This window comes from Paenibacillus sp. YN15 (genome assembly GCF_003285005.1).
GTDB lineage: Bacteria > Bacillota > Bacilli > Paenibacillales > NBRC-103111 > Paenibacillus_AR.
The window spans coordinates 55,915-74,110 of the sequence record NZ_QMFA01000015.1; the positions used below are offsets into that span (position 1 = coordinate 55,915).

Genomic DNA, 18,196 nt, shown 5'->3' on the forward strand with positions numbered 1-18,196 from the left:
GATTCCCTGTCCGGGCCGCCGGGGCAAGCAGGTAACGGGCAGGGAATGCGAGGGTATTAACGCCGCGGCCAAAATACGGTATGATGGAAAGAATGATGACATAAGGAGGAACGACATCCATGGATTATTCCTTTTCAAACCGCATCTCGGGGCTGCAGCCTTCCATTATCCGGGAGATTCTCAAGGCCAGCGAGGGCAAGGGCATCATTCCCTTCTCCGCAGGCAATCCTGCGGCGGAGACCTTCCCCGTAGAGGCCATCCGCTCCTTTACCCAGGCGATCCTGGAAAAGGACCCTGTGGCCGCCCTGCAATACGGCTTGTCCGAAGGTTATACCCCGCTGCGCCAGACCATCCGCCAACGGTTTGCCGCCAGCCTTGGGCCGGAGCGGGAGTCCGACAGCCTGTTCGTGGTTTCCGGCGCCCAGCAGGGGATTGAGCTGGCGTGCAAGGTGCTGTGCAACGAAGGCGACACCATCATCTGCGAAAGCCCCAGCTTCATCGGCGCGCTGAACTGCTTCCGCTCTCTGGGCGCCCGGCTGGCCGGCGTGCCCATGGAGGAGGACGGCCTCAACCTCGAGGCCCTGGAGCATGCGTTAAAGACGGAGCCCAACGTGAAGCTGATCTATCTGATCCCCAGCTTCCAGAACCCCACGGGCATCACCACCAGTCTGGAGAAACGCAAGGCCATCTACGCCCTGGCCAAGCAATACGGGGTGATGATTCTGGAGGACAACCCCTACGGCGAGCTGCGCTTCCGGGGTGAGGACCTGCCCACCCTGAAGTCCATGGACGAGGACGGGCTGGTGATCTACGTCGGCTCCTTCTCCAAGATTCTCTCCGCCGGTTTGCGGGTGGGCTTTGTGCTGGCTCCCTCCACCGTCATGAACAAAATGGTGGTGGCCAAGCAGGGTGAGGATGTCCACACCGCCATGCTGCCGCAGCTTCTGGCCTACAAGTTCCTGACGGAGTATGACTATGACAGCCATATCTCCCTCATCCGCGAGGTGTACCGGCGCAAAAGCAGCCTGATGCTGGACAGCATCAAGGAGCACTTCAACCCGGCCATCACCTACACCGTGCCGGAAGGCGGGCTGTTCCTGTGGTGCATGCTGCCGCCGGAAATCTCCATGATCGACTATTGCAAAAAAGCCGCCGCCCAAGGCGTAGCAGTAGTTCCCGGCAATGCCTTCCTGATCCGGGAGGACGAACCCTGCAACGCCTTCCGGCTTAACTACTCCACACCCTCGGACGAGCAGATCCGCAAGGGAATCGAAATCCTGGCGGGCGTATAAGGAAACCCGGCAGTCCATAAGGGAAGCCCCGAATTTGACCCGGTCAAATATCGGGGCATTCTTGCTTTATTCATGTTTGTTGCCCCGCCATCCGGCTTCCTTCATGCAGCGGCAAAAGCAGCTCCACCCGGGTTCCCTTTCCCCCGCCGCCTGCGCTGAAGCTGAGGCGGGCGCTGCTGCCGTAGGCCAGATAAAGACGGCGGAACACATTATGAATCCCCGTATGGGACGCGAAAAAATCATCCCCGCTGACCCCGTCCCCGGCCACAAGCAGCTCCAGCTTGTCCAGCACTTCCCTGCTCATCGGCTCCCCGTTATTGTCCACTATGATCCGCAGCTTCCCCGATTCCCTGGCGGCGGAGAGATGCAGGGCAAATTCTCCGGGCTTCATGCGGGGGCTCCAGCCGTATTTCAGCGCGTTCTCCACAAAGGGCTGAATGGACAGCTTCATCACCGGCATCCCCAACAGCTCCGGCTCCACCTCTATGGGGCAGGCGACCTCCGTTCCGTTGCGGTACCTGTGGATATTGAGGAAATGCCGGATGTAGGCCAGCTCCTCCCCCAGAGTGGCCCAGCCGCCGTCCTGCCGGACATTGTACCGCATCATCCGGGCGACGCTTTGCACCATATCCCCTACTGCGGCGCTGTTATCCCGTCCGGCATAGGAATCGATGGTTTCCAGCGTATTGAATAAAAAATGGGGGTTGATCTGCGCCTGAAGCTGGAGCAGTTCCCGTTCCTTTTCCCTTAATTGGGCTTCATAAACCTCATGCTTCATCTGCTCCAGATCCGCCAGCATGCCGTTGTAGGAGCGGATCAGATAACCGATTTCGTCCTGTCCCGCCGTGATGTTCAAGGGCTGGTAACCCTTGGTTGCCACGGTTCTCATGCTTCTGGTGAGCAGGGTTAGGGGACGGGTCACCAGCCCCATCACCGGGAAGGCGATAATGGCGCCCGCCAGCAGGCTGAGTCCGGCAATCACCAGGGTCCAGCGCTGGGATTCCCGGACGCCCCGGGTCAATTCCTCCAGCGGCGTAACCAGAACCAGCCGCCAATCCCCGAAGGCCAGGTCCTGGACGGCCAGCTCATAGCCCAGGTCCCCTTCCGTAAAGGTCTGCTCCTTGCCGCCCGCCGCCGCTTTGGCCACCGCCCGGCGCAGCTCTCCGCTTAAGGGCGGACCGTCTACGTCATCCAGGATGGCCGCCCCCGAGCCGGTATGGTACAGCAGCAGGCGGCCTTCCCCATCCCGGGGCGGGGTCAGCAGCCGGCGCAAATATTCCGCGCGGATTTCCACCAACAGCCACGCCTCCGTCCGCCCGGTAAGCAGGCTGTTTACCGGCCGGGTCAGGGCCATCCCGTTCTCCGGCGCTCCCAGCATGTAGGCTGTGGAGAACATGCTGCTCAGCACCGGGAGACGGACCGAGCCCAGCCGGCCGAACAGGCTGTCCGCCTGAAAGTCATAGGCGTAGTCGATGCTTTTTTGATAGGACTCGTGCATCACCTTGCCTCTGGAGTCCATATACAATACCCCCAGCAGCTCCGGGTAGGCCTTCAGCAGGGATTGGAGCTGGGGGCGGAACTGGAGAGCCAGCCCGGCCTGGGTGACAATCTCCTCCTTGGGCACCTGGAGGTAATGCTGGAAGCTGGGGTCCGTCAGCAGCGGGTCCAGAGCCTGGCTGACGCTTTTCAGGTAGGCCGTGATGTTGCCGGCCACAAACCGGGCGTATTGCGAGGAAATGTTCTCCGAATGGGCGATGCTGGAGCGCAGCATGACGCGGTACCAGGCCTGGCTGGCCAGGGCTACCGGAATAATGGAAATGGCGGCCAGCACCGCCAGCAGCTTCAGCTTCAGCGAGGGCCGGAAAGCGGTGAAGGGGTTGCGCATAACGGCATCCTCCCGTATGATTTATTTAATATCCGATAGGTTTACTGTACATTATACAACGAATGTACTGGCGGGAGGAGGGGACGGAGATGAAAATTTGTGTGGCGGATGACGAGCAGGAGGTGCGGCGCAGCATTATCGCCAAGCTCAACGGCAGCGGAGTCAAGGCGGAGGTGTTTGACGTTGGCTTTGGCAGCGGGGCCTTGGAGGGTATCCTGGCTGTACGCCCGGAGCTTGCCATTCTGGATATCCGCATGCCGGAAATGGACGGCCTGTCGCTGTTGAAGGCGGTGAAGCGGAGGGAGCCGGGCATCCAGGTGGCGATGCTGACGGGCTACAGCGATTTTGCTTACGCCAAGGAGGCGATTCATCTGGGCGCCATGGACTATCTGCTTAAGCCGGTGGACCGGGAGGAGCTGAACGGGGTGGTGCTGAGGGTAGCGGAGGGGCTGGCCGCCCGCCTGCGGGAGGAGCTGCTCTGGCTATACGGCTGCATGGAGGAAGGCGGCCGGTCCGGTGTGCAGGTGGACATCAACCCCCATATGGCGGGTTTGTGGTACGACACAAGGGTGGCCAAGCGGGTCCGTTATGCAGAAGCGGAAGCGGCGGCAACGGCGGCGGGGCAACCGGCAGCGGCACCGGACGCGGAGGAGCAGCCCCAGGGGCGGGCCTCCGAGCCGCCGGGCATGGCTGTCCCCGGCTCAGACGGACTTATCGCAAGCGTGCGCGCGGGCAGGGAAATCATCCGGATTGAGGAGGCGGGCCGCGACGCTCTTGGGGCCGTATTCCACGAAGGCAGGGATGCCGCCCGGGTGTGGGCAAAGGAGCAGGCCTCCTGGAGGCGCAGCCGCTTCTTCGGAGGGGCGGCCTCCCCGTCCTCCGGCCTGATCCCAGGAGCTGCGGGCAAGGCCGCCGCGCTTCGCAAGCGGCTTGCCGGAGCAGCAGGAACGGACGGCCGGGAGCTGGCGGAGCTGTTCACCGCATGGAGCGCCCAGGCGGAGCTGCTGTCTCCGGAGGAGGCCCGGCGGGAATGCGCCGAGCTTCTGGCTCTCTTGGAGCCGTCCGGGCTTGCGGAGGGGCTGGGCAAACGAACGGCTGCGCCCGCCGCCTCCGGCGGCTGGACCGGGTGGGTGGAGTCCGTCTCCACCTGGGACGAGCTGCGGCGGCAAGTCCGCGGCCTTCTGGAGGGCTGCGCCGCTCGGGAACGGGACGGCGGGGCGGAGGGAGGCGGCAGCGGCGACAACGGGGACAGATGGTTCCGGCAGGCTCTCTCCCTGATGGATTCCCCGGCCAATGCCGGGCTTACCCTGGAATCCGCCGCCCAGGCCATCGGCCTTCATCCCGTGACCCTAAGCCGCCTGTTCAAGCGCCGCACAGGCGTTAATTTCGTGCGCTTCCTCATCAGCCGCAGGCTGGAGCGGGCCAAAACCCTTCTCCTGGAAACCGGCGAACCGGTAGCCTCAGTGGCCGCCCAAGCCGGATATGCCGATCTGCGGCATTTCAACCGGCTGTTCAAGGCGGAATTTGGGCAGACGCCCGGCGAGTTCCGCAAGGCCCGCCATCGGGAGGGCTAAATTTTTCGACAATCAGGCTAAAAATTTCCCGCTGTTTTTTCCCTCTGAAAAAGCTATAGTGGATGTTATACATGGCAGCCAGTTTTTTATTATCAAAACCAAGTATTTTCATTGGCATAATCACCATTATCCACCGGATAACCGGAGAGCATGGGCCATCCCCACTACTTTTTTATCCAGGGAGAGATGAATCATGAACAAAATCACCGCAGCCCTTCTGGCATCCGCCGTGGCTATCGGCACACTGGCCGGCTGCTCCTCCAACGGGAGCAACCCTGCACCGGCAGACAGTACAGCGCAGAGTGCGGGAAACAAGGAGACGGTCACCCTCAAGTTCTGGCACCGGTGGCCCGAATCCCAGCAGGCGCTGGAGCAAATGGTCAAGGAGTTCTCCGAGCAGTATCCCTATATCCGCATCGAGATGCCGTCCATTGCCTCCTCCCAATACGGGGCGCAGCTTCAGGCGGCAGCCGCCAGCAATGATTTGCCCGATATTTTTGCCAACAGCAATGCGGTGCCGGTGGATCAGTTGAAGCGTCTGGATTTGATCCGCCCGATTGACGATGCCTTTGAAGGCGGCAAAAAGGACGAGTTCTATGAAGGCACCTGGACGGAGGGCTTCACTACCCTGGACGGAAGCATTTATGCCTTGCCTCATTTTACCCCGCGCCGTTATGCCCATGTGCTCTATTACAATAAAAACGTCCTGGCCAAGGCCGGTCTGACGGAGCAGGATGTGCCCAAAAGCTGGGAGGAGCTGCAGGCCGTCGGCGAAAAAATCAGGCAGTCGGCAAACGATGTGTATCCGCTGATTCTGGGGATCAAGACGGATTGGCTGGCTACCGGCTACATCGGACAGATGGCAACCGCCATCAAGCCGGAGGTGGTGCCCAATGACGGCTTTAATCTGAAGACCGGCCAATATGAATTTGATTCTCCGGGTTATGTGGAAACCATCGAATATCTGAAGAAGCTGCAGGATGATAAGGTGCTGCATCCCAACAGTCTGGTCATCGACTACCGGGAAGCCTCCAGCCTGTTTGCCGGGGGCAAGGCCGCTTTTGTCATCGACGGCACCTTCCTGTCCTCGGAGCTGCAGCAGAACAACAAGTTCAATGAATTTGGCGTTGCGCCCCTGCCCACCAAAAACGGCAATCCCCAATATTACGCCTTCCAAGGGGAGACCAAGGCCACCATCCACGTGAGCAAAAACACCAAGCATTACGAGGAGGTTAAGCTGTTCCTGAAGTTCTATATGGACCGCTACTACGTGAAGCAGCTTGAGATGGGGATTGAGGGCTCGCCTATTGTGGAGCACAATCAATCGGTGAAGGTGGATAATCCGCAATTTGTCCAGGCCCAGGCGATCCAGAACCAGACCTTCATTCTGTCGCCCCATCCCTATACCCGGAATCCGGCGGCGGTGCAGGTGAATACGGAGCTGAACGGCAGGAAGCCCAAGGAAACGGTGGGCAAAATTCTGGAGGGATATCTGGCCGGGCAAATCAAGGACGTAAAGGCGGAGCTGGCCAAGCTGTCCACAGGCTACAACAAGGGGCTGCAGGAATCCCTGGACAAGGTGAAGCAATCCGGCGGGAAGATTGATGCCGGAGACTACCGGTTCCCCAATTGGACACCCTTCACTCCCTACTCCACGGACAAATACAAGGAATTGGCGCAATAAACGGAGGAAACTGATATGTCCATCCGCATGCCCTATGCCCCCTCCAGGGGGCTTCCGGCCGCTTCGGCCACCGCCGGAGTCCTGAGGCGCAGAAGGAGACGCTATCTGTGGGCGTATCTTTTTCTGCTGCCCCAGCTGGTATTCTTCTTCGTATTCACGGTGTATCCCATTGTGATGAGCTACGTATACGCGCTTTATGAATGGAGCGGCATCGGGCCTTTGGAAAATTTCGTGGGAGCGGCCAATTTCATCAGATTGCTGAAGGAGGCCCCCTTCTGGAACGCTCTGGGCAACAGCCTGGTCTATATTGCAGCTCAAACGGCCCTGCTCCTGCCCTCTACCCTGCTTCTGGCGCTGGTGCTGAATCAGGCGCGGTTCAAGGGGAAGGTGTTCTACCGGACCCTCTATTTTCTTCCGGTGGTCACCACCACCTCCACAGTGGGGATTATCATGAAGTTTATTTTCGGCAATGAGGATGCCCTGGTGAACGGAGTGCTGCTCCGGCTGGGGCTGATTGACCGGCCCGTACCCTGGCTGGGCCAGTCCGGCACGGCCATGGCGGTGCTGATTCTGATCGGCTCATGGAAATTCTTCGGCATGATGATGGTATACTGGCTGGCCGGGCTGCAGTCCCTGCCCAAGGATGCCTTCGAGGCGGCCAGGGCCGACGGGGCCGGACCCTGGCAGACCTTCCGCTACATTACGCTGCCGCTGCTGGCTCCCGTAGGCGCCGTCATTCTGCTGCTGGCGGTGGTGAACAGCATGCATGTGTTCGACCTGGTAAAAACACTGACCGGCGGCGGCCCTTATTTTGCCACGGAAACGGTGGATCTTTATATCTATAATTACGCTTTTAACACCAGCGGCTTCCCCCAGATCGGCTTTGCCTCCGCAGCGGGGATTGTGTTCGGGCTGACGGTTTTCCTGCTGACCCTGGCGCTTTCGTGGATTGTGCGGGCGGCGCGGAGAAGGGGCGTATAGAGGTATTGCAGGACAGTGAAGAAAAAAAGAAAGGATGCTGGCTGGCCCATGCTTACTCGTAAAGTATTTTCCGCAAAGGCTCTGACCCATCTCCTGCTGCTGCTTGCGGGGGCGGTGTGGATTTATCCCTTTGTCTGGATGATTTTCTCCTCGCTCAAAACCAATACGGAATACCTGACAGCCGGCATCCGGCTCCTGCCCGCCTCCCCCCAATGGGAAAATTATGCCCGGGCCTGGCGGGTGGGCGGGTTCTCCGATTATTTCCTGAACTCGGTTATCGTCACGGGAGCCACCGTTGCCATCGTGGTCATCTTATGCGCGCTTGCCGGGTATGCCCTGGGGCGGGTGAGATTTCCCGGACGGACGGTGTGCATTGCGGTGCTGACGGCCACCATGTTCATTCCCAAGGGCTACACTATTATCCCCATCTATCAGATCATCAAGGGGCTGGGGCTGCTGAACACCATGCCCGGGGTGATACTGGCGGAATCCTCCGGAGCCCATGTGCTGTTTATTCTGCTGTACATGTCGTATTTTCAGGGTTTGCCCAAGGAGCTGGAGGAATCCTCGGAAATGGACGGCAACGGTTTTGTGGGGACCTTCGCCAGGATCATGCTGCCCTTGTCCAAGCCGATTATCGCTACCACGGCCATTATGCAGGCCATTTGGACGTGGAATTCATTTTTTGTGCCGCTGATTTTTACGCTGAACAAGCCGGAGCTGCGAACGCTGGCGGTGGGCATGTTTTCCTTTGCGGGGGAGCATACGGTGGATTGGTCGGGAATGACCGCCGGGGCCTCCATTTCCCTGCTGCCGGTGATGCTGGTGTTTGTGGTGTTCCAGCGCTACTTTATCGAGGGCATCTCGGGAGCCGTTAAGGGCTGAAACCGGGGGCCGGGGGAGGAAAAAGAACATGGGCAAACAACCCCATATTGTGATATTCAATCCGGATCAATGGCGCAGCGACGTCATGGGGCATCTGGGCAATCCGGCGGCGGTGACGCCCAATCTGGACCGGCTGGTGGAGACGGACGCCGTTTCCTTCAGCAGCGCCTTCTGCCAGAATCCGGTCTGCACCCCAAGCCGCTGCTCCTTCATGAGCGGCTGGTATCCCCATGTGCGGGGCCACCGCACCATGTACCATATGATGCAGCCGGATGAGCCGGTGCTGCTGCGGACGCTGAAGGAGGCGGGCTACACCGTTTGGTGGGGCGGCAAAAATGATCTGGTCCCGGCGGAAACCGGCTTTGACGCTTATTGCGACATCAAGTACAGGCCGGAGCGGCTGCCCCGCCCGGAAACCAATCTGCACGGGGCGGATGGCTGGCGGGGAGCCCCCGACGGGGACAACTACTACTCCTTCTATGCCGGGCGGCTGGAGAAAGGGGAGGACGAGGAAAGCTACTATGACATGGATTGGGCGCTTGTCCGGGGAGCGGCGGATTTCATCCGGGAGAGCCCCAAGGACAAGCCCCTCTGCCTGTATCTTCCTCTGTTGTATCCCCATCCGCCCTATGGAGTGGAGGAGCCGTGGTTCAGCGTGACCGACCGTAGCAAGCTGCCTCCGCGGATTCCCGCCCCGGAGGACTGGCAGGGCAAACCCGGCATCCTGAAGGGAATCAGCCAGGGGCAGGGTCTCCAGGGCTGGACCGAGGAGCGGTGGGATGAGCTGCGCGCCACCTATTACGGCATGTGCTCCCGGGTGGACGCCCAGTTTGGCCTGGTGCTGGAGGCGCTGCGGGAGGCGGGGATTTATGACGACACGGCGGTGTTCTTCTTTTCGGACCACGGGGATTTTACCGGAGATTTCGGTTTGGTGGAAAAAACGCAGAACACCTTCGAGGACTGCTTGACCCGGGTGCCGTTTATCGTGAAGCCGCCCGCTTCCCGGAAGGTGAAACCCGGGGTCCGGGACGCCCTGGTGGAGCTGATCGATTTCCCGGCCACCGTGGAGGATTTCACCGGGATTGCGCCGGCCCATACCCACTTCGGGCGTTCCCTGGGACCGCTTGTGGCCGGGGAAAGGTCGGAGCACCGGGATGCGGTGTTCTGCGAGGGAGGCCGTCTCCACGGCGAAACCCAGGCCATGGAGCTGGAGAGCACATCGTCAGGCGGGCTGGAGGTTTCCCATGGGCTGTATTGGCCCAGGCTGAAGCTCCAGCGGGAGGAAGGGCCGGAGCATACCAAGGCGGTGATGTGCCGCACCCGCCGGTACAAGTATGTGCGCCGGGTCTATGAGCAGGATGAGCTCTACGATCTGGAGCAGGACCCCGGCGAGACGGTAAACCGGATCGGCGATCCGGCTCTGGCGGAGGTGCTGGCCGGGCTGAAGGAGCGGCTCCTGAGTTTTTATCAGGAGACTTGCGATGCTGTGCCGCATAAGGCCAACCGGCGCTTTTAGGCCGCCGGGGCCGGGCAGCAGCCCAGCCAGGCGGCGCCAGCGTATACCCGAAGCGTAGGCAACGGCGGACATGCTCCGGAAGCTCCTTCCCGGTGAAGTTTGGGGCAGCTCCCACGTTTGAAGCAGCCGATGCCTGCTATCCGGACTGACGATCCGTTATTGTCCGCATTTTCATCATTTTGAGCATTTCGCGGACCCTGGATTCCTTATTTGCCCTACTGCACGACCAAACCGGCTGTTTTGCGACTCTTAGCGGATCGTCTGTCCGCGTAGAGACCAAAACGCCGGTTTTTCGCGAAATAACGGAACCTCAATCCGTTTGCCCAGCGGCCGATAGCCATTGACATAACGGACAACCAGATGCTAGGCTGGAGTTACCGATAACTCAACGCGAACCGTCCGTAAAGAGTGAACAGGGCGGGAACCAGGAAAGCAGGAGGAGGATACATGATGAAGCGTTTGAAATGGGAGTATCTCGTCTCCCATACCGAAGAGGAGCTGGCGCAGCTGGGACAGGAGGGCTGGGAGCTGGTGTCCGTTGTGCCCGCGGCTAACGGGACAGACAGGTTCTATTACAAGCGCCCGGCGCCTACAGTAAGCGAGAGTATTACGCTGGAGCAGCGGTCCAGGGTAATGCAGGAGGGACGGAAGGCATGAGAAAAGGCGGCATTCTTCATCCCGGTATAAGCAGGCTTTTGTCGGAGACGGGACATACGGACCTGATTACCATCAGCGACCGGGGCTTTCCGGTGCCTATGGGCGTGGAGCGGATCGACCTGGGGCTGGTAGCGGGGATTCCTACCGTGATGGATGTGCTGGCAGCCATCGACGGGGAATTCATCATCGACACGGTTATTATTGCAGAGGAGATGAAAGGGGCCAGCCCCGGGCGTTACCGGGAGCTGCAGGAGCGGTTTCCCCATGTGCATATCCGTGCTGTCCCGCATCTGGAGTTTAAGCAGATCGCTCCGGAATCCCGCGCCGTCATCAAGACAGGGGACGCAATCCCTTACGCCAACGTCATCCTTGTGTCCGGCTAAGCTGCCTGCTGGCGTTTACCCATACACAGCCGGTTTCCGCGGCGGATACAGCCCGAGATTCCAACGCAGCCTTTTTGGGGTAAAGATTCCTATCTTGCCACAAGGAGGCCTTTTGTCATGAAACCTATTCAAGCTTGTGTAATTGGCACCGGTTTCGTTGGTCTGGCTCATATTGAGGCTGTCCGGAGGCTGGGCTTTGTTCAGGTGGTCGCCCTGGTGGAGCCTAATGCCAAGTCGGCGGAGGCCAATGCCAGAGAGCTGGGCATTCCCCGCTGGTATACCCACTACGAGGAGATGCTCCAGGACCGGGACATCCAGGTGGTCCACAACTGTACCCCCAATCATCTGCATTTTCCCATTAACCGGGAAGTGATCCTAAGCGGCAAGCATATTCTGTCGGAGAAGCCGTTGGCCATATCAACCTGGGAAACCAAAGAGCTGCTGCGGCTGGCCCGGGAGAACAAGGTGGCGCATGGCGTCAATTTCAATTACAGGCAATATCCCATTATCAAGCAGCTGGCCTATATGGTCCAAAACGGGGAGCTGGGAAAGGTTCATCTCCTGCACGGCAGCTATCTCCAGGACTGGCTGCTGCTTCCCACGGATTATAATTGGCGGCTGGACCCGGCCATCGGCGGTGAATCCCGGGCTGTGGCGGATATCGGGTCCCATTGGTGCGACACGGTGCAATACGTCACCGGCCAGAAGATTACCCGGGTCTGTGCGGATCTGTCCACTGTGCTTCCGGTACGGACCAAACCGGCGCGCAAACGGGATACTTATGAACGTCCGGAAGCGGCAGAGGATGGCGCGCCGGATATGGACGAAGCGGGGGAAACGGTGGCGGTGTCCACCGAGGATTATGCCTCCGTCCTGCTGCAGTTTGACGGTGGGGGGAAGGGTGCCTTTACTGTCTCCCAGGTCAGCGCCGGCCGCAAAAACCGCCTGACCTTCGAGCTGGCGGGCAGTCTGAAATCCGCCTTCTGGAACCAGGAGGAGCCGGAGAAGCTGTGGGTGGGGCATCGTGACCGGCCCAATGAAATTCTCCTGTCCGATCCGGCATTGTTCGCCCCGGAGGCCCTGGCCTCCCCTCATTATCCAGGCGGCCATAACGAAGGCTGGCCCGATTCCCTGCGGAATATGATGTTCCACTTCTATTCCTTTATCCGGGAGGGGAAGGACCCGCTGCGGGATCAGGGGGATTTCGCCACCTTTGCGGACGGCCACCGGGCCATGTGCATTACGGAGGCGGTGCTGGCCAGCCACCGGGCCGGAGGCTGGGTGGAGGTGCGCTGCGACTAAAGAGCTCTCCATTGTGAAAGGCGGCGCTAGTCTTTATAATATGGAACAGACGAATCCAAAGACAATGCGGTGGTTATTGAGAGCAAGGGGCAATTGACGGAGTATCCCTGTGATTCGGTGGTGGTGGCCATCGGCGCCAGATCCCGGAATTTAGCGGAAATTTCCTCCTACTGCAACGCCAAGGGCATCCCGTGCCATGTCATCGGCGATGCGGTTCGCGCCCGCAGAGCGCTGAACGCTGTGGCGGAAGCCAACGAAGTGGCCCGCGCCATCTAGCCTTTCATCATGTGAAGGGACAACCGCTGCTAGGGTTGTTCCTTTTTTTTGAATCCTTTTTCCCCGAAAAGACGTAAAATAGCACAGACTGTGTTTTTACCCAAATAAACGAAAATGGAGAACCGCATCTATGCCGGACCATAAGCTGTTTCGGGCAGGGCTTTGGCTCCTGCTGGCCTTTCTGTTGATATGGGTGGGCTCCCAGATCAACTATGTGTTCCTCAGCCCTTTGATCACGATTATTCAAACCCTGCTGACACCGCTGATTATTGCCGGACTGCTGTTCTTCTTGTTGCGCGCTCCGGTGAAGCTGCTGGCAGCCCGCAAGGTGCCCAAGGTCATTGCCATTCTGATTGTGTATCTGGTCCTGATCGGACTGCTGACCCTGCTTATGGTTACAGTCGGGCCCAAAATTCAGGCGCAATTCGGCCAACTGACCGCTAGCCTGCCGGGCTTTATCCAGAATGCGGTCACCGGCAGCTACGAGCTTATTCAATCGGAGCGGTTTGCCAGCCTGCTCAACAGCTCCAACATTAACATTGATGAGCTGGCGGCCCGGGCCTCGGAAATCGGGATGAGCCTGCTTAATCTGACCAGCGGCTATCTCTCCCGTTTTCTGGGGGTTGTGGTGAACTTTGTGCTGGTGCTGGTGATGGTGCCGTTTATCCTGTTCTATTTTCTCAAGGATGGGGACAAAATGTTTCAGGGCTTCCTCCGTGTGATTCCGGAGAAGCGCCGCGAGCGGATGCGCCATCTGCTGGAGGATCTGGACAGAACCATCGGGCTGTTTATCCGCGGCCAGTTTACGGTGGCAGTATGCGTGGGGATTTTGTTGTGGATCGGGTACCAGATTATTGGCCTGAAGTTTGCCATTATTCTGGCCTTGATCTCCATGGTGACCAATGTAATTCCCTATATCGGGGCTTTTCTGGCCGCGGTTCCGGCCGTTCTTGTGGGCCTGTCCCATTCGCCCGGCCTTGCCCTCAAGGTGCTGATCGTCACGATTATCGCCCAGCAGCTGGAAGGGAATCTCCTGTCCCCGTGGATTGTGGGAAAAGGGCTGAATATCCATCCCCTGACCATCATTCTGCTGCTGCTGGCGGCGGGAGCTTTTATGGGGCCGTTGGGGCTGTTGTTTGCCGTACCCGTGTATGCCGTCTTCAAGATTGTGCTGACCCATCTGCTGCAATGGAAAAAGGCGAGGGCTCAGGAGGAGCCTTCGGGCTAACGCATGTTCGTTTGGCTTCTATCGTTCATATGATGCTATGTGTTGCATTCATATAATGATAGGAGTGGTTGAGATGAAAGCACGTCCAGGCACTGCCATTGCCAGGAAAATCATCCGCAGGCCCCGCAGTGCAGGCTTGCCCAAGAGTCAACTGATGGAGATGTACCGGAACCAGGTGAAAAAATTCCACACCGCCCGCACGCCGGTTATTACCCAGCGGACGATATCCATCGGCACGGACGGCAATTGGTTTAATGCGGCGGTAATCGAGCGCCATCCCGATTGGGTGGCCGTAGCCAATGCCAATTACGTCTGGTATTCCGGCAATTTGAGCCGGGAAAATGCCATTGTCTCCACCCGGTTCACCCTCTCCCAGCAGAGAAGGATTCTCTCCGCATCGTTGTTTCTTGCCGTGGATAATTACGCCACAGTCATCATCAACGGCGTGCCGCTGGTCTATGACGGGCCGACCAATCAGACCTCCAACTTTAATCCGGGGCGCACCTTCAACATTGCCAGCTTCCTGCGCAGAGGCCGGAATGATGTGGTGATCATCGCCTTTAACTTTGAAGGGGCGAGAACAGCTGCCAGTCCTGCCGGGGTTGCCGCCAGATTGGATATCCGCCAGTCCGCCCCGGAGTAAGGGGGAGGCAGAGAAAGCCGGACAGCACTTCAGCTCCTGACGGGCTGCTGGAGTGCTGTTTTTTTCGTCACAGTTGAGTGGACAGATAATCCATTATTTTCCTAATATGGTCCGTTTTCGGATTTACACGGACAGACGTTCCGCTATTTTGCTCCGGAAGCGTGGAATCCCCCGCTTTTTCAGATTTAACGGATCGTGAGTCCGCGGGGGAGAAAAAAAGGCGGATTTTAGTGAATTAGCGGAACCACAGTCCGTCAAACTCAAATGTCTGGATAAACGCGCAGCCCCAAAGGACGCCGCAGGCGTTTTTTACTTCAGGAATGGATCAATGTGGTAAAATAGAGATATGTATGTATCCGAAACTATTTTTTTATGGCTGTGATGCTGGGTATGCTATTGTTTTCCGCTATTATGCTGTTGAAGTAGGAGGCTGTTTGCACATGTCCGCAGAAATGATTTGCAGTTCCGAAGATGTGCTGTTGATGCTGGATTCGCTTATGCGGGAGCCTGCGCCGTTTTGGGACCGGTTCTATCAGGACAGGGCCAAGAAGATTCCTTTTTTTGTGGAGCATCCGGATGAAAATTTGGTGGCTTATGCCGAGTCCGGCCGCTTGAAGGGCGGACGGATGCTGGAGCTGGGCTGTGGGCCGGGGCGGAATGCCATCTACGCAGCCCTGCGCGGATACGAGGTGGATGCCGTGGACATTTCTGAGGAGGCAATAGCTTGGGCCAAGGAACGGGCGGCGGAACGGCAGGTCCGTATCCGGTTCGAATGCAAGTCGGTCTATGGCATGCAGGTGGAAGAGGTTTATGATCTGGTTTATGACTCAGGCTGCCTGCATCATCTGTGGCCGCACCGGAGAGTGGGGTACATAGAGATGATCCGCCAAGCCCTCAAGCCGCAGGGATATTTCGGATTAACCTGCTTTGCACCCGGGTTTACAGAGATGGGCGGGGCTCTTGACCATTCGGACTGGGAGGTTTACCGGGAGCGGAGCATGAAGGGCGGCCAGGCATACAGCCGGGAGAAGCTGCTGCAGATCATGGGAGATGCTTTCGAGCTTGTTGAATTTAGGGCGATGAAGGAATGCGATGGAGCCGAGAGGATGTTTGGTGTGCCTTTCCTGTCAGCCTCTCTGTGGCGGAAGCGGGGATAATCCGGATGAAGGTTGGTCATGACGCAGCGCTTCCGGCCACCCGGCCAGAGGTGCTTGCGGGATGCGCCAATAGCGCGGTTTTCTCCGGGCGTAACCTGATTTGTGAGGAGTGGCGGTCGGTGGGCAGTCTTTAGGTCCGGTGAAAATTTCCGCCATGAATAGAACCCGTATGCTATAGTAGACATATCAGGGTTACCGATAACCCTTAGTCTGCTACAACGAAAGGGAGTCCGAACAAGCCCATGGAAATTGCGAAGGATTGGAGTATTTTGCCCGAAGACCAAGCGGAAACCGTCATCTATGGCACGCGGAACGGGACGGCATTGCGTATGCTGGCGATGAAGCCTGCATCGGCGGATGCGGCAGTGGCAGTTCCTGCGCCGTGCCTGATTTTTATTCATGGCGGCGGGTTTACGGGAGGGAGCGCGGAGATGCTCTTGCCCTACTGCCGCTATTTTGTGCGCAGAGGGTTTGCCTGCTTCACCGTAGACTACCGGCTGATGAAAACGGGGGAGGACGGTGCGCCTCTTTACGGAGAAGCGACGCTTGCGGAATGTATTGCGGATTGCAAGGCCGCTGTCCGTTATGTGCGCCGCCATGCCCGCCAATGGAACGGCGATCCGGACCGGATCGTTCTGTCCGGCGAATCCGCAGGCGGTTATTTGGCTTGCGCCGTAACGGCTCTTGGCCATGTGGAGGAGGCGGAAGCCGATGTGGCCGTTTCCTGTGTGCCGGAGCTGCTGGTGGTGTACAATCCCATTACCCAACTGCTCTCCAAGTGGAAAATGAGAGTGGAGCAGCCCGGCGAATCTGTTTCCGGCGATGATTCGACGGCAGACCGGTGGCTGGCGCGGCATCTTCGGGCCCGGGAGCTGTCGCCGCTTCTCCATCTGACCGGCGCGCATCCTGCCACTTTGGCGGTGCACGGGCTGGAGGATACGGTGGTTCCTCCGGAGGACAGCGCCGAATATGCTGCGCGCCTGCAGGAGCTTGAAGTGGAGGCGCGGCTGGTGATGCATCCCGGCTTCCAGCATGCTTTTGCCTTGACCAACTACAAGTCTCCCGACGAGGTAGTGGAGGGGATTATGACGCTGACCGCAGGGTTTTTGGCGGAGCACGGTTACGGCACGGAGAGCTGATTGGCACGGTTGCGGGAATTGACGTACAATGGAATCCAACAGGGTTTATGGCTAACGGCTGCGAGATGAAAGATGAAGGATGTGGTAGGCAGGATGCGATGGGCGAAGCGGAAGGTAGGAGGCAGAATGCAGAGGCAGGATGCAGGATGGAGGGGCGGGATGAGGAAGGCGAGAGGCAGAGCGGGGGATGCAGGAGACAGGATGTAGGTGTACGATAGGACGCGGAAGGTAGGAGGCAGAATGCAGAGGTAGGATGGGGACGGAACTCAGAAGCTCTTAGGAGCGCGTTTGGGCACAAATTTGAAATTAACGGAACTGTGAGTCCCTTAAAGTTTCCAGAACCCGTATTTGCCCCCATTTTGCGATTCGAAGGCTGTATAAGGGTGTTTCAGTTCCGTTATTTCGCAGGAAGGCCGAATTTTGGCGTGTAAGAGCCTCTGAGTTCCGTAAGCGAAGGACCGCTCGGTTCTAAGCGAAGAACCGCTGCGCTCCGCAGCGGATGGGAAGACATTCATTATGCAGCATAGAGCAACGGTTGATCAGAGCAGCATATATCGCCCCTGCTGGCGTAGAGGTGGAGCACGGCGCAGCGGCGGCCTTATTTTTCAGGTAAAAAGGAGTTGGAGTTGGTGGCACACAGGGATGCTTTTTTGCGGGCGGTGGAATGGAAAACAGGGCAGGCGCCCTCGGAACGGAGCTACCCGTATCACCTGCCTGCCGTCCGGCAGATGGGCAAGCTGAAATTCCATCCGGCAGTGACCTATCTTGTCGGCGAAAACGGGTCGGGCAAGTCCACCATTCTGGAGGCGGTTGCGGCAGCCTGGGGCTTTAACCCGGAGGGCGGGACGCGCAATTTTACCTTTTCCACCTGGGATAGCCATTCGTCTCTGTATGACCGTATCCGTCTGGTGCGCAGCGCCAGGCAGGCCAAGGACGGTTTTTTCTTCCGGGCGGAGAGCTACTACAATGTAGCCACTCACATTGAGGAGCTGGACCGGGAGCCCTCCTTCGGACCGCCCATCATCCAATCCTATGGGGGCACCTCTTTGCACCGCCAGTCCCATGGGGAATCCTTCTTCGCCACTTTTCTCCACCGCTTCCGCGGCAACAGCCTGTATATTCTGGACGAGCCCGAGGCTGCCCTGTCCCCCTCCCGGCAAATGTCCATGCTCTCCCGCATCCACCAGCTGGTGCAGCAGGGCGCGCAGTTTATTATTGCCACCCATTCCCCCATTCTGATGGCTTATCCCGACTCCATCCTCTATGATCTGGGGGAGAACGGCATTGAGGTCAAGACGCTGGAGGAGACGGACCATTTCCTGATTACAAAAGAGTTCGTCAATAACCGGCAGCGTATGCTGCGGGAGCTGCTGGAATAGCGCAAACGCAAGGTCGTTCCGGCACAGGCGGAATGATTGAGCAGCTGGCGATTCAATGGCGGGTTTCAGCGCAGAGATGATGAAGGCGCGGCTTGCGCGGGTACGTGTTGCGAGGATGTGACAGAATAACGGAAGCGAATTTCCATTATTGCTGCTCTGCTGGGGGTTATGCGGCGAATAACGCAAAGGAAATTCCGCTAAACCTCCCGGATGCT

The 18,196-nt window shown here is 58.6% G+C and carries 16 protein-coding genes; 15 read left to right on the forward strand and 1 reads right to left on the reverse strand.

All coding sequences use genetic code 11. The annotated features are described in order from the left end of the window. Window positions 1-119 precede the first annotated feature (119 nt). Window positions 120-1,292: an aminotransferase-like domain-containing protein gene (locus DQG13_RS13940; protein WP_113020382.1), complete on the forward strand. Its 1,173-nt coding sequence runs from the start codon at window positions 120-122 to the stop codon at window positions 1,290-1,292. Between the two features lie 70 nt (window positions 1,293-1,362). Here the strand turns inward: DQG13_RS13940 and DQG13_RS13945 are convergent, their stop codons facing one another. After that, window positions 1,363-3,177, reverse strand: coding sequence for a sensor histidine kinase (locus DQG13_RS13945; RefSeq protein ID WP_113020383.1), 1,815 nt, complete (start codon window positions 3,175-3,177; stop codon window positions 1,363-1,365). 89 nt (window positions 3,178-3,266) lie between these two features. Between DQG13_RS13945 and DQG13_RS13950 the strand changes: the two genes are divergently transcribed. The 14 genes from DQG13_RS13950 (at window position 3,267) to DQG13_RS14015 (ending at window position 17,981) form a co-directional block, all read left to right on the forward strand. Further along, a complete protein-coding gene (locus tag DQG13_RS13950) occupies window positions 3,267-4,751 on the forward strand; it encodes a response regulator transcription factor (protein WP_181592747.1) in 1,485 nt (494 codons plus the stop codon). 193 nt (window positions 4,752-4,944) lie between these two features. Further along, window positions 4,945-6,435, forward strand: a complete 1,491-nt coding sequence (locus DQG13_RS13955; protein WP_113020385.1) for an ABC transporter substrate-binding protein — start codon at window positions 4,945-4,947, stop codon at window positions 6,433-6,435. A 15-nt stretch (window positions 6,436-6,450) separates the two neighbouring features. Continuing rightward, on the forward strand, window positions 6,451-7,416 hold the full coding sequence (locus DQG13_RS13960; RefSeq protein WP_113020386.1) for a carbohydrate ABC transporter permease: 966 nt from the start codon (window positions 6,451-6,453) through the stop codon (window positions 7,414-7,416). A gap of 48 nt (window positions 7,417-7,464) precedes the next feature. Next, a complete protein-coding gene (locus DQG13_RS13965) occupies window positions 7,465-8,301 on the forward strand; it encodes a carbohydrate ABC transporter permease (protein WP_113020387.1) in 837 nt (278 codons plus the stop codon). 28 nt (window positions 8,302-8,329) lie between these two features. After that, entirely contained in the window at window positions 8,330-9,817 is a 1,488-nt protein-coding gene (locus DQG13_RS13970; RefSeq protein WP_113020388.1) for a sulfatase family protein, read from the forward strand. 447 nt (window positions 9,818-10,264) lie between these two features. Beyond that, entirely contained in the window at window positions 10,265-10,474 is a 210-nt protein-coding gene (locus tag DQG13_RS13975; protein ID WP_113020389.1) for a hypothetical protein, read from the forward strand. Further along, window positions 10,471-10,857 (forward strand): D-ribose pyranase, encoded by a 387-nt coding sequence (gene rbsD / locus DQG13_RS13980; RefSeq protein WP_113020390.1) that lies wholly within the window; start codon window positions 10,471-10,473, stop codon window positions 10,855-10,857. The genes DQG13_RS13975 and rbsD overlap by 4 nt, the downstream gene beginning before the upstream one ends. 117 nt (window positions 10,858-10,974) lie before the next feature. Continuing rightward, window positions 10,975-12,159, forward strand: a complete 1,185-nt coding sequence (locus DQG13_RS13985) for a Gfo/Idh/MocA family protein (protein WP_113020391.1) — start codon at window positions 10,975-10,977, stop codon at window positions 12,157-12,159. Window positions 12,160-12,252: 93 nt separating this feature from the next. Then, window positions 12,253-12,435, forward strand: a complete 183-nt coding sequence (locus DQG13_RS13990) for a hypothetical protein (RefSeq protein WP_113020392.1) — start codon at window positions 12,253-12,255, stop codon at window positions 12,433-12,435. A 130-nt stretch (window positions 12,436-12,565) separates the two neighbouring features. Continuing rightward, window positions 12,566-13,663 (forward strand): AI-2E family transporter, encoded by a 1,098-nt coding sequence (locus DQG13_RS13995; protein ID WP_113020393.1) that lies wholly within the window; start codon window positions 12,566-12,568, stop codon window positions 13,661-13,663. A gap of 73 nt (window positions 13,664-13,736) precedes the next feature. Then, window positions 13,737-14,306, forward strand: a complete 570-nt coding sequence (locus tag DQG13_RS14000; RefSeq protein WP_113020394.1) for a hypothetical protein — start codon at window positions 13,737-13,739, stop codon at window positions 14,304-14,306. Window positions 14,307-14,746: 440 nt separating this feature from the next. Further along, complete coding sequence (locus DQG13_RS14005; RefSeq protein WP_113020395.1) at window positions 14,747-15,463, forward strand: class I SAM-dependent methyltransferase; 717 nt, start codon at window positions 14,747-14,749, stop codon at window positions 15,461-15,463. A gap of 242 nt (window positions 15,464-15,705) precedes the next feature. After that, window positions 15,706-16,602 carry an alpha/beta hydrolase gene (locus DQG13_RS14010; protein ID WP_113020396.1) on the forward strand — a complete coding sequence of 299 codons (897 nt, stop codon included), beginning with the start codon at window positions 15,706-15,708 and terminating at the stop codon, window positions 16,600-16,602. 620 nt (window positions 16,603-17,222) lie between these two features. After that, the gene (locus DQG13_RS14015; RefSeq protein ID WP_397333970.1) at window positions 17,223-17,981 is read left to right on the forward strand and encodes an AAA family ATPase; all 759 of its coding nucleotides are present in this window, start codon (window positions 17,223-17,225) and stop codon (window positions 17,979-17,981) included. Window positions 17,982-18,196 lie beyond the last annotated feature (215 nt).